The organism is Aeromonas fluvialis (assembly GCF_000819885.1).
Taxonomy (GTDB): domain Bacteria; phylum Pseudomonadota; class Gammaproteobacteria; order Enterobacterales; family Aeromonadaceae; genus Aeromonas; species Aeromonas fluvialis.
In genome coordinates this window covers 38,564-50,142 of sequence record NZ_CDBO01000053.1, presented here as the reverse complement: position 1 = coordinate 50,142, position 11,579 = coordinate 38,564, and the positions used below count along the sequence as shown (strand labels likewise).

The following is an 11,579-nucleotide window of genomic DNA, read 5'->3' as shown; positions in this document are numbered from 1 at the left end:
TCTTTTCCTTGTAAAACAAGAGGCCGCTGCAGCCGCGAAAAAAACGGGGCAAGTTTACAATCCTGTTAACGAAATGAGAAGTAAAAAGGGCAGGCTCTGGGCCCGCCCTCTCACTTACAGGACCAGTCGACGAATGTCGGACAGCACGCCGTTCATGGTGGTGATGAAGCGAGCCCCATCGGCACCATCGATCACGCGGTGGTCATAGCTCAGCGCCAGCGGCAACATCAGGCGCGGCACGAACTCTTTGCCGTTCCACTTCGGCTTCATCTCGGACTTGGAAACACCGAGGATGGCCACTTCCGGCGCGTTGACGATCGGGGTAAAGCTGGTACCGCCGATGCCACCCAGGCTGGAGATGGTGAAGCAACCGCCCTGCATGTCGGCAGCGGTCAGCTTGCCGGCACGGGCCTTCTTGGAGATCTCGGCCAGATCGCGAGAGAGCTCCATGATGCCCTTCTTGTTGACGTCGCGCACCACCGGCACAACCAGACCGTTGGGGGTATCCACCGCCACACCGATGTGGATGTACTTCTTCATGATCAGTTTGCTGCCATCTTCGGACAGCGAGCTGCAGAAGCGCGGGTGAGCTTCCAGCGCCTTGGCGGCAGCCTTCAGGATGAACACCAGCGGGGTGATCTTCACGTCTGCCTTCTGCTTCTCGAGCATCGCGTTCTGCTCTTTGCGGAACGCTTCCAGCTCGCTGGTATCGGCTTCGTCGAACTGGGTGACATGAGGGATCATGACCCAGTTGCGGTGCAAGTTCGGGCCGGAGATCTTCTGGATGCGGGTCAGCTCGACCTCTTCCACATCACCGAACTTGCTGAAGTCCACCTTCGGCCACGGCAGTACGCCCAGACCGTTGCCACCGGCCACGCCAGCAGAGGCCGGAGCGGACTCGGCACGCTTGATGGCATCCTTCACATAGGCTTGCACGTCTTCTTTGACGATGCGGCCCTTGCGACCGGAGCCTTTCACCTTGGCCAGGTTGACGCCGAACTCGCGCGCCAGACGGCGTACCGCCGGGGAGGCGTGTACGTAAGCGTCGTTGGCAACGAACTCGGTCGCGGCAGCAGCCTGAGCAACCGGTGCCGGAGCAGCGGCGACCGGCGCAGCAGCCACGGGCGCGGCGGCCGGAGCCGGTGCAGCAGCAGGCGCAGCGCCAGCCACTTCAAAGACCATCACCAGAGAACCGGTAGACACCTTGGCGCCAGCGGCAACCTTGATCTCGACCACGCGACCGGCGAACGGTGCCGGTACTTCCATGGAGGCCTTGTCACCTTCCACGGCGATGATGGACTGGTCGGCTTCAACCATGTCGCCCACGGCAACCATGATCTCGGTCACGTCCACTTCGTCGTCACCGATGTCCGGTACGTGTACGTCTTTGCGCGCGGCGGCAGCGGCAGCAGGAGCGGCGGCCGGAGCGGCTGCAACCGGTGCAGCCACTTCAGCAGGGGCGGCAGCGCCTTCGGCTTCGAAGATCATGATCTGGGAACCGGTGGCAACCTTGTCGCCCACCTTGATCAGGATCTCTTTGACGATACCGGCGGACGGGGCCGGGACTTCCATGGAGGCCTTGTCGCCTTCTACCGCGATGATGGACTGGTCGAGCTCGACCTTGTCGCCCACGGCCACCATGATCTCGGTAACTTCAACCTCATCGGCGCCGATATCCGGCACCATAATCTGTTTGGACATTGTGCTTTATCCTCTTGCATCGATCCGCGTGACCGGCTGATGCCGCCACGCACATCTCGCGTTAACCGTTTTAAACCCTGGCAAGGTCGCGCCGCATGACGGCGCGACCCTTGATCCACTTACGCGTACAGCGGGTTGACCTTGTCGGCGTCGATGCCGTACTTGGCGATGGCGTCGGCCACCACCTGCTTGTCTACCTCGCCGCGCTTGGCCAGTTCGGTCAGGGCAGCAACCACCACGTAGAACTCGTTCACTTCGAAGTGACGGCGCAGGTTGGCACGGCTGTCGGAGCGGCCGTAACCGTCGGTGCCCAGCACGCGGTAGTTCTCGGTCGGCACGAAGGCGCGAACCTGATCGGCGAAGGACTTCATGTAGTCGGTCGCAGCGATGGTGGCGTCGGAACCCAGTACCTGAGCGATGTAGGGAACACGCGCGTCAGAGGTCGGGTGCAGCATGTTCCAGCGATCCGCGTCCTGACCGTCACGAGCCAGCTCGTTGAAGGAGGTGACGCTGAACACATCGGAACCGATGCCGTACTCGCTGGCCAGGATCTGGGCGGCGGTGCGCACATGACCCAGGATGGAACCACAACCCAGCAGCTGAACTTTCGCCTTGGCACCGGCCACAGACTCCAGCTTGTAGATACCCTTGCGGATACCCTCTTCAGCGCCTTCCGGCATGGCCGGCATCGCATAATTTTCATTGAGAGTGGTGATGTAGTAGAACACGTTCTCCGGGTTCTCACCGTACATGCGGCGCAGGCCGTCCTGTACGATCACCGCCACTTCATAGGCGTAAGACGGGTCGTAGGAGACGCAGTTCGGGATGGTGTTGGCCAGGATGTGGCTGTGACCATCTTCGTGCTGCAGACCTTCGCCGTTCAGGGTAGTACGACCGGAGGTCGCACCGAGCAGGAAGCCACGGGCTTGCTGGTCACCGGCTGCCCACGCCATGTCGCCGATCCGCTGGAAGCCGAACATGGAGTAGTAGATGTAGAACGGGATCATCGGGCAGTCGTTGGTGCTGTAAGAGGTCGCAGCAGCCAGCCAGGAGGACATGGCGCCCAGCTCGTTGATACCGTCTTGCAGAACCTGACCCTGCTTGTCTTCCTTGTAGTAGGAGACGATGTCGCGGTCTTGCGGGGTGTATTGCTGACCGTGCGGGCTGTAGATACCGATCTGGCGGAACAGGCCTTCCATACCGAAGGTACGGGCTTCGTCAGCCAGGATCGGTACGATGCGCTTGCCGATGGACTTGTCTTTCAGCATCACGTTCAGGGAACGCACGAACGCCATGGTGGTGGAAATTTCGCGCGCCTGCTCACCCAGCAGCGGGCCGAAGGCATCCAGTGCCGGGATGTCCAGCTGGGTGGTGCTTTCGCGCAGACGGGTCGGCAGGTAGCCTTTCAGGGCGGTGCGACGGTCGTGCAGGTATTTGTGCTCGGCAGAACCGGCTTCGATCTTCAGGTAAGGCAGATCGGCCAGCTGCTCGTCGGCCACCGGCAGGTTGAAGCGGTCACGCAGGTGACGCACGGAGTCCAGCTCCATCTTCTTGACCTGGTGCGCGATGTTCTTGCCTTCAGCCGCTTCACCCATGCCGTAACCCTTGATGGTCTTGGCCAGAATAACGGTCGGCTTGCCCTTGGTCTGGGTCGCCTTGTTGAACGCGGCGAACAGTTTGCGCGGATCGTGACCACCGCGGTTCAGGGCGAAAATTTCCTCGTCGGTCATCTCTTTGACCAGCGCGGCAGTTTCCGGATAACGATTGAAGAAGTGCTCGCGGATGTAGCCACCGTCGCGGGACTTCATGGTCTGGTAGTCACCGTCCACGGTCTCGTTCATCAGCTGGATCAGCTTGCCGGAGGTGTCTTTCTTCAGCAGCTCATCCCACTTGCGACCCCAGATGACCTTGGTGACATCCCAACCGGCGCCGGCGAACAGGCCTTCCAGCTCGTTGATGACCTTGCCGTTACCGACAACCGGACCATCCAGACGCTGCAGGTTGCAGTTGACCACGAACACCAGGTTGTCGAGCTTTTCACGCACGGCAACGGTCAGGGCACCTTTGGCTTCCGGCTCGTCCATCTCGCCGTCACCCAGGAAGGCGTAAACGGTCTGCCCGGAGCAATCCTTGATACCACGGTCGGTCAGGTACTTCAGGAAGCGAGCCTGATAGATGGCGGCGATGGGGCCCAGACCCATGGAAACGGTCGGGAACTGCCAGAAGTCCGGCATCAGTTTCGGGTGCGGATAGGAAGGGATACCCTTGCCGTCCACTTCCTGACGGAAGTTGTCCAGTTGCTCGGCAGTCAAGCGACCTTCGGCAAAGGCACGGGCGTAGATGCCCGGGGAGATGTGACCCTGGAAGTAGACCAGATCGCCACCATCCTTCTCGTTGCGAGCACGGAAGAAGTGGTTGAAGCAGACATCATAGATGGTCGCAGAAGAAGCGAAGGAAGACATGTGACCACCCAGGTCCAGGTCTTTCTTGGACGCGCGCAGCACGATCATCATGGCGTTCCAGCGGATGATGGCGCGAATGCGGCGCTCCATCTCCAGGTCACCCGGGTAGTCCGGCTCGTCGCTGGACGGGATGGTGTTGATGTAATCGCGATTTGCCTTGGCAGCCACGTCCACACCGCTTGCGCGGGCTTTCTCGGCCAACTGTTCAAGGATGAACTGAGCGCGTTGCGGACCCTCTTCACGCAGCAGGGATTCCAGAGAGGCAAGCCACTCCAGCGTTTCTATCGGGTCCACATCGTTCTTCAGGATATCAGACATGGCTGGTTCCTATGTTGTTGTGATTGCACGGCATTGCACGGCGAAAGGCGCAAGCATTCGACAATAAAGAAAGCCTTGTGGGATTAGTTTTCCTGCTGACGGATCCGACGCATGGATCGCTGGATCCGGGTCTCTTCCCTCTGCATATCCAACAAGGTGTCCTCGATAAAGGCCAGATGCTCATGACAAGCTGTTCTGGCCCGCTCCGGAGCCCCCGAAAGGATGGCCTCGATCAAGTTCGCACGATGGCGACGGATCTTGGCGACCACTCCCGGGCGGCGATTCAAAATCTCGTTATTTTGCAGAATGTTCTGCTCGAGCATCGGGCTCATGGCCCGCAGCAGGTGCAGCAGCACCACGTTGTGGGACGCCTCGGCCACCGCCAGATAGAACTGGGTCACGGCTGCCGACTCGGCCACCAGCGAGCCCAGCTGGCCCGCCTCTTCAATGGTGATTTGCACCTGACGAATGCGCTCGAAATCAGACCCGGTTCCCCGCAAGGCCGCGTAGTAGGCACAGATGCCTTCCAGCGCGTGGCGAAACTCCAGCAGGTCATACCGAGCTTCCGGGTGGGTACTGAGCAGTTCGAACAGGGGATCGGCCATCCCCTTGCTCAAGGCATTCTGCACATAAGTGCCGCCGCCCTGACGGCGATAAAGCAACCCGCGCGCTTCCAGCCGCTGGATGGCTTCGCGCAGGGAGGGGCGCGATACCTGAAACTGGATGGCGAGTTCCCGCTCGGGCGGCAACTTCTGCCCCGGCTGCAGGCTGCCTTCCAGAATCATCTGTTCCAGCTCGGCGACAATGGCGTCGGCCAACTTGGGTTGCGTAATCTTGCGATAGGGCATGAGGCTACTTTGTTAAATTGGTATTACCAATTTCATGGATGGGGCGAAAATTAGCAGAGCCCTTTTGAAAAGTCCACCCAAAAGATGATCTGAATCAAGAACCAACCGCACCACTTAAGGGGTAAAACGGGGAAAACATGATTTAGCTCATAGAAAATGGTCTGACCAATATTCTTGACCGCGCTCACAGATAACATTTGCGCAACCAGAGACAACAATGGCCTGCCAGACCGGCAAGCCATTGATTTTAAAATCCAAACTAAATTTTAATATTCACTTTAGCTGTTTAGTATCTGCCGGTAGTAATCCCACTGAAAACTGGCACCGGGATCCGTCTTGCGCCCCGGCGCGATGTCGCAATGGCCGACAATTTTTTCGTGGGTGATGGCCGGATAGCGCGCTGAAATGGCTCGGGTGAGCCCCGCCAGCACCCGGTACTGAGCCTCGGTATAGGGGGTCTCGTCAGTCCCTTCCAGCTCGATACCGATGGAGAAGTCGTTGCATGCCTCCCGCCCCTGCCAGCTCGATACGCCCGCATGCCAGGCCCGCGCACCGAACGGCACATACTGCACCAGCTCGCCATCACGGCGGATCAGGCAGTGGGCCGAGACCCGCAACTGATGGATAGCGGCAAAATAGGGGTGAGCCTCGGGGTCGAGCCGCCCCATAAAGAGATCGTCGATAAAGGGGCCACCAAACTCCCCCGGCGGCAGGCTGATACCATGCACCACCAGCAGGGAGATATCGTCCGGCGTGGCCCGTTCGTTGTGGTGAGGAGAAGGCACCCGGCGTGCCTGCGGGCACCAGCCAGCGGCATCGATAGAGAAACAAGGTTGCGAAGCGAGGTGAGTCATCGGCTACTCGTGTTGACTGATTAATGGCGAAAAGATGAAGGGATGTAATGAACTAGCCAGCACCAACTCGCTGAATCAACGGGAAATTGTATGTTAGGCTGAGTCATCTTTCGCTCGATATGGATGGGGTATGCAGCACACGGCACGCTGGATGTGGTTACTGGTCTGGCTCTCTCTGATGGGCCTGCTGACCCTCTACTTCCACTCCCGCTCGCAACCGAGCGTGACCGCCAGCGGCGAGCTGCTGCTACGAGCCGACCAGAGCGGCCACTATCGTCTGGAGGGTGCCATCAACGGCCAACCGGTGCAACTGCTGCTCGATACCGGCGCCACCCGTATCACCATCCCGCAGCAGGTTGCCGAGCGGCTCGGCCTGACCGCTCATGGCAGCAGCCAGGTCAATACCGCCGCGGGGCCGATCCGGGTCGGCAACGGCACCATCGAAACGCTGGCGATGGGGCCATTGACCTTGTACGATCTGGCCATCTTTATCAATCCGGCGACAGACGGTGACGAAGTGCTGGTTGGCATGAACGCCCTCGGTCGGCTGGAGCTGGTTCAAAAAGAGCGGCAGTTGCTGCTCAGACCCTTGCAGGAATAAGGCATGTTTCAACAGGATGTCAGCCGCGCCGTGCGCGCCGCACTACTCGAAGATCTGGGCGATGCCCTCACCACGCTGGACCAACCGGACGCCAGCGCCGATATCACCGCCCAGCTGATCCCGGCCGATCGGCTGGCCAGCGCCCGGGTCATCACCCGCGAAGCCGGCATATTCTGCGGCCAGCCCTGGGTGGATGAAGTCTTTTTGCAACTGAAGGCCCAGCTCGGCGGCGAGGTGCAGGTGGAGTGGCAGGTGCAGGATGGGGACGTGCTCTCCCCCAATCAGGAGCTGTTCCGCCTCCATGGCCCGGCCCGCCTGCTGCTGACCGGCGAACGCACCGCGCTGAACTTTGTCCAGACCCTCTCTGGCGTCGCCACCCTCACCGCCCGCTATGTGGCAGAGCTGGCTGGCACCGACTGCCGATTGCTCGACACCCGCAAGACCATCCCGGGGCTGCGCACCGCCCAGAAGTACGCGGTCACCTGTGGCGGCGGCAAGAATCACCGCATCGGCCTCCATAACGCTTACCTTATCAAAGAGAACCATATCCTCGCCTGTGGCGGCATTGCCGCAGCGGTGAATGAGGCTCGCCGTCTCAATCCGGGCAAACCGGTGGAGGTGGAAGTCGAATCGCTGGCAGAACTGGAACAGGCGCTGGCGGCCAATGCCGATATCGTGATGCTGGATAACTTCGATGTGCCCATGATGCACGACGCGGTCGCCATCAATCAGGGCCGCGCCAAGCTGGAAGTCTCCGGCAATGTGACGCTGGACACCCTGGCCGAGTTTGCCGCCACCGGGGTCGATTTTATCTCGGTGGGGGCGCTGACCAAGCATCTGCAGGCGCTCGATCTCTCGATGCGCTTTATCCAGCCATGAGACGACCCCACCGGCGTGAGCAAATAGGCGATCTAACCGGATAAACAACTTGCAAAAGGCGCCATAGGCGCCTTTTCTTTAAGCAAGGTCTCTTAACAAAGGAGTGTGATGATGGGCCTGACCCCGCCAATCAAAAAGAGTCGTTAGAAGCCGCTTATTTATGATTTATATCATATTTTTGGTAAATGACATGAAAGAGGTTAACAAAGGGCGCAATCTCTGTTGCCACCCCTGACAGCTCGGATAAGATACTGACGTGCGGACGATTTTCTACCGCCACTTCCCAGGAACCAAGGATAAAAGGATATTTTCCATGAACAGCAACATGAAGAAACAGTCGGGTTTTACCCTTATTGAACTGATGATCGTGGTCGCGATCGTGGCCATCTTGGCTGCTATCGCATTGCCGGCCTATCAGAACTACGTCACCAAAACGAAGTGGACAGAATTAGCAACCGCTCTCGGAAGTCTAAAAACTGATGCTGAAGTCTGTTCCAGCCAAGGACAATTTACTATTGGTACTGCCGCTACGGATTGTGTAAACACCTCCAAAAAACTTCCTGCGACCGTTGTATTAAATGGTACGCCGACATTCACTTCGGCTGCAGGAGCGACATTCCAAGTCAAGTTTGCGAACGCAACAAAAGGAGGCCCACTGGGCACTTCTGGCATTCTTCAATTAGCTACCTCAGGTGCTTCAGTCCCTTACACATGGGTATTCACCTGTTCTGGGGGCACAACAGATCAAAACGCTCAATGCCCTAAATCATAATGACATCTAGCCCCCATAGCGGCCTGGCGTTAAGCCTGGCCGCCTCTTCACTGATCAGCGAAGAGGATTCCCAGCGCTATCTGAGCCAGGCCAAGGCCCAGCGCAAACCCTTTGTCACCTTTCTGATCGAGAACGACATCCTCGACAGCAAGGCGCTCGCCGATTTTTGCGAGCTGGAGTATGGGGTACCTCTGCTGGATCTTGCCGCCTTCGATTTGGCCGAGATCCCGCAGAAGTACCTCAATCAGAAGCTGATTGAGAAACACCACGTGCTGCCCATCTACACCCAGGGCCACACCCTCTATATCGCCATGTCGGACCCGACCAATGTCTCGGCGCTGGAGGACTTTGGCTTCAGCTTCGGCCTGCATACCGAGGCGCTGCTGGTGGAGGAGAACAAGCTCACCGCCGCCATCGGCAAGCTGCTGGAGAGCGAAAACGATGCCCTCGGCATGGAGGATATCGACGAGACCGAGATTTCGGATCTCGAAGTCTCCGACGAGAACAGCCGGCTCGACGAGAGCGTCAACACCACGGACGATGACGCCCCCATCGTCAAGTACATCAACAAGATCCTGATGGATGCCATCAAGCGCGGCGCCTCCGACCTGCACTTCGAACCCTACGAGTTCAAGTATCGGGTGCGCTTTCGCGTCGACGGCATTTTGCACGAAATTGCCACCCCGCCGGTCAATCTGGCCAACCGTTTCTCCGCCCGCCTCAAGGTGATGGCGCGGCTCGATATTGCCGAGCGGCGGCTGCCACAAGATGGCCGCATCAAGTTGAAGCTGTCGCGCAACAAGTCGATGGATATGCGGGTCAACACCCTGCCCACCATGTGGGGGGAGAAGATCGTGATCCGGCTGCTCGACTCCTCGGCGGCCCGCCTCAATATCGAGCAGCTCGGTTTCGACGACCGGCAGAAGGCGCAATACCTGCGCGCCCTCTCCAAACCGCAGGGGATGATCCTGGTGACCGGCCCCACCGGCTCGGGCAAGACAGTCTCGCTCTATACCGGCCTCAATATTCTCAACACCACCGAGGTAAATATCTCTACCGCTGAAGATCCGGTGGAGATCAACCTGCCGGGCGTCAATCAGGTGCAGGTCAACCCCAAGGCGGGGCTCACCTTCGCCAGCGCCCTGCGCTCCTTCTTGCGGCAAGACCCGGATGTGGTGATGGTGGGGGAGATCCGCGATCTCGAAACCGCCGAGATCGCCATCAAGGCGGCCCAGACCGGCCACCTGGTGCTCTCCACCCTGCATACCAACTCCGCCGCCGAGACCCTGACCCGGATGATGAACATGGGGGTGCCCGCCTTCAACATCGCCTCCTCGGTCACCCTGATCATGGCCCAGCGGTTGGCCCGTAAACTGTGCGATCACTGCAAAGCGCCGGAGGTGGTGCCGGAAGCCGAACTGCTGGAGCTGGGCTTTACGCCACAGCAACTGGCGGCGGGGCTGCGACTGTTCAAACCGGTCGGTTGCAAGGCGTGTTCCGGCGGCTACAAGGGGCGGGTCGGCATCTACGAAATCATGCTGATGTCGGAGAACATCGCCAAATTGATCATGCAGGGGGCCAACTCCCTGCAAATCGCGGCGATTGCCCAGAAAGAGGGGATGCGCACCCTGCGCACCTCGGGACTGGAGAAAGCGCGCCTCGGCGTTACCAGTCTGGCCGAGGTCAACCGGGTCACCACCAACTGATCCGCGTGGCGAAACATTCGCCGATAATGCGTTGCTAGGTTCGATTCGCGTCGCGTAATCGGACATTCGCGCAGGTAAACAGGATTCACGCAGCGTCATCGGACGTATGTGTCATCAGGGCTGGCGCCCGACCCAATTGCAGGATGCAAAGATGGCAACGCTAACCAAGAAGAACAATGCCCCGAAGAAAGTCTTCGCCTTCCGCTGGCACGGGGTTAACCGCAAGGGGCAGAAGGTCTCCGGCGAGCTGCAGGCTGACAGCATCAATACCGTCAAGACCGAGCTGCGCAAGCAGGGGGTCAACGTCACCAGGGTGACCAAAAAATCCCAGGGGATCTTCTCCAAGGGCGGCGCCAAGATCAAGCCGATGGATATTGCCATCATCTCCCGCCAGATCACTACCATGCTCTCCGCCGGCGTACCGCTGGTGCAAAGCCTGCAGATCATCGCCCGCAGCCACGAGAAAGTGGCCATGCGCGAGCTGATGGGGCAGGTCGCCGCCGATGTGGAGACCGGCACCCCGATGTCGGAGGCGCTGCGCCGCCACCCCCGCCATTTTGACGCTCTCTACTGCGATCTGGTCGAGGCGGGTGAGCAATCCGGTGCGCTGGAGACCATCTACGACCGTATCGCCACCTACCGGGAAAAGTCGGAGGCGCTCAAGTCGAAGATCAAGAAGGCGATGTTCTACCCCACCATGGTCATTCTGGTGGCCATCGTCGTGACCTCCATCCTGCTGCTGTTCGTCATCCCGCAGTTTGAGGATATCTTCAAGAGCTTCGGCGCCGAGCTGCCGGTGTTCACCCAGTTTGTCATCGGCATCTCACGCTTTATGCAGAACTGGTGGTATGTCTTCTTTGGTGGCACGGCCCTTGGCATCTTCCTCTATGTGCGCGCCTGGCGCGCCTCCCAGAAGGTGAGAGACAATACCGACAAGTTTGTGCTCACTATCCCGGTGGTCGGCATGATCCTGCACAAGGCGGCCATGGCTCGCTTTGCCCGCACCCTCTCAACCACTTTCTCGGCCGGTATCCCGCTGGTGGATGCTCTCATCTCGGCGGCCGGCGCCTCCGGTAACTATGTCTATCGCACCGCCGTCATGGCAATCCGCAACGAAGTGGTGGCCGGTATGCAGATCAACGTGGCGATGCGCACCGTCGATCTCTTCCCCGACATGGTGATCCAGATGGTGATGATCGGCGAGGAGTCCGGCGCCATCGATGATATGCTCTCCAAGGTCGCCACCATCTTCGAACAGGAGGTGGATGATCTGGTCGATGGCCTCACCAGCCTGCTGGAACCCCTCATCATGGTGGTGCTCGGGGTGCTGGTCGGCGGCATGGTGATCGCCATGTACCTGCCCATCTTCAAACTTGGCGACGTGGTAGGCTGATTCATCAGGGCATGGCATCATCGCCATGCCCCCTTCTCATTCAAT

General features: G+C 59.4%; 9 protein-coding genes. 5 read left to right on the top strand and 4 right to left on the bottom strand.

Going from position 1 to position 11,579, the window contains the following annotated elements:
* Positions 1-114: 114 nt before the first annotated feature.
* The 4 genes from aceF to ampD form a co-directional block, all read right to left on the bottom strand.
* The gene (gene aceF, locus BN1125_RS11495; protein WP_042012428.1) at positions 115-1,701 is read right to left on the bottom strand and encodes a pyruvate dehydrogenase complex dihydrolipoyllysine-residue acetyltransferase; all 1,587 of its coding nucleotides are present in this window, start codon (positions 1,699-1,701) and stop codon (positions 115-117) included.
* Positions 1,702-1,820: 119 nt separating this feature from the next.
* Positions 1,821-4,481 carry a pyruvate dehydrogenase (acetyl-transferring), homodimeric type gene (gene aceE / locus BN1125_RS11490; RefSeq protein ID WP_042012427.1) on the bottom strand — a complete coding sequence of 887 codons (2,661 nt, stop codon included), beginning with the start codon at positions 4,479-4,481 and terminating at the stop codon, positions 1,821-1,823.
* An 83-nt stretch (positions 4,482-4,564) separates the two neighbouring features.
* Positions 4,565-5,329, bottom strand: coding sequence for a pyruvate dehydrogenase complex transcriptional repressor PdhR (gene pdhR, locus BN1125_RS11485; RefSeq protein WP_042012426.1), 765 nt, complete (start codon positions 5,327-5,329; stop codon positions 4,565-4,567).
* A gap of 278 nt (positions 5,330-5,607) precedes the next feature.
* Entirely contained in the window at positions 5,608-6,183 is a 576-nt protein-coding gene (ampD, locus tag BN1125_RS11480) for a 1,6-anhydro-N-acetylmuramyl-L-alanine amidase AmpD (protein WP_042012425.1), read from the bottom strand.
* A 130-nt stretch (positions 6,184-6,313) separates the two neighbouring features.
* Between ampD and BN1125_RS11475 the strand changes: the two genes are divergently transcribed.
* The 5 genes from BN1125_RS11475 (at position 6,314) to BN1125_RS11455 (ending at position 11,534) form a co-directional block, all read left to right on the top strand.
* The gene (locus BN1125_RS11475; protein ID WP_042012424.1) at positions 6,314-6,784 is read left to right on the top strand and encodes a retropepsin-like aspartic protease family protein; all 471 of its coding nucleotides are present in this window, start codon (positions 6,314-6,316) and stop codon (positions 6,782-6,784) included.
* Between the two features lie 3 nt (positions 6,785-6,787).
* Positions 6,788-7,663 carry a carboxylating nicotinate-nucleotide diphosphorylase gene (nadC, locus tag BN1125_RS11470; protein WP_042012423.1) on the top strand — a complete coding sequence of 292 codons (876 nt, stop codon included), beginning with the start codon at positions 6,788-6,790 and terminating at the stop codon, positions 7,661-7,663.
* Positions 7,664-7,976: 313 nt separating this feature from the next.
* The gene (locus tag BN1125_RS19690; RefSeq protein ID WP_052446148.1) at positions 7,977-8,435 is read left to right on the top strand and encodes a prepilin-type N-terminal cleavage/methylation domain-containing protein; all 459 of its coding nucleotides are present in this window, start codon (positions 7,977-7,979) and stop codon (positions 8,433-8,435) included.
* Entirely contained in the window at positions 8,435-10,141 is a 1,707-nt protein-coding gene (gene tapB / locus BN1125_RS11460; protein WP_042012422.1) for a PilB family type IVa pilus assembly ATPase TapB, read from the top strand. Before BN1125_RS19690 ends, tapB begins: the two co-directional genes overlap by 1 nt.
* A gap of 151 nt (positions 10,142-10,292) precedes the next feature.
* Entirely contained in the window at positions 10,293-11,534 is a 1,242-nt protein-coding gene (locus BN1125_RS11455; protein WP_042012473.1) for a type II secretion system F family protein, read from the top strand.
* Positions 11,535-11,579: the final 45 nt, after the last annotated feature.

Bases quoted from the DNA above. Each gene is read 5' to 3' on its own strand.
- pdhR (WP_042012426.1), bottom strand. From the start codon at position 5,329: ATGCCCTATCGCAAGATTACGCAACCCAAGTTGGCCGACGCCATTGTC.
- BN1125_RS11455 (WP_042012473.1), top strand. From the start codon at position 10,293: ATGGCAACGCTAACCAAGAAGAACAATGCCCCGAAGAAAGTCTTCGCC.
- aceE (WP_042012427.1), bottom strand. From the start codon at position 4,481: ATGTCTGATATCCTGAAGAACGATGTGGACCCGATAGAAACGCTGGAG.
- ampD (WP_042012425.1), bottom strand. From the start codon at position 6,183: ATGACTCACCTCGCTTCGCAACCTTGTTTCTCTATCGATGCCGCTGGC.
- tapB (WP_042012422.1), top strand. From the start codon at position 8,435: ATGACATCTAGCCCCCATAGCGGCCTGGCGTTAAGCCTGGCCGCCTCT.
- nadC (WP_042012423.1), top strand. From the start codon at position 6,788: ATGTTTCAACAGGATGTCAGCCGCGCCGTGCGCGCCGCACTACTCGAA.
- BN1125_RS19690 (WP_052446148.1), top strand. From the start codon at position 7,977: ATGAACAGCAACATGAAGAAACAGTCGGGTTTTACCCTTATTGAACTG.
- BN1125_RS11475 (WP_042012424.1), top strand. From the start codon at position 6,314: ATGCAGCACACGGCACGCTGGATGTGGTTACTGGTCTGGCTCTCTCTG.
- aceF (WP_042012428.1), bottom strand. From the start codon at position 1,701: ATGTCCAAACAGATTATGGTGCCGGATATCGGCGCCGATGAGGTTGAA.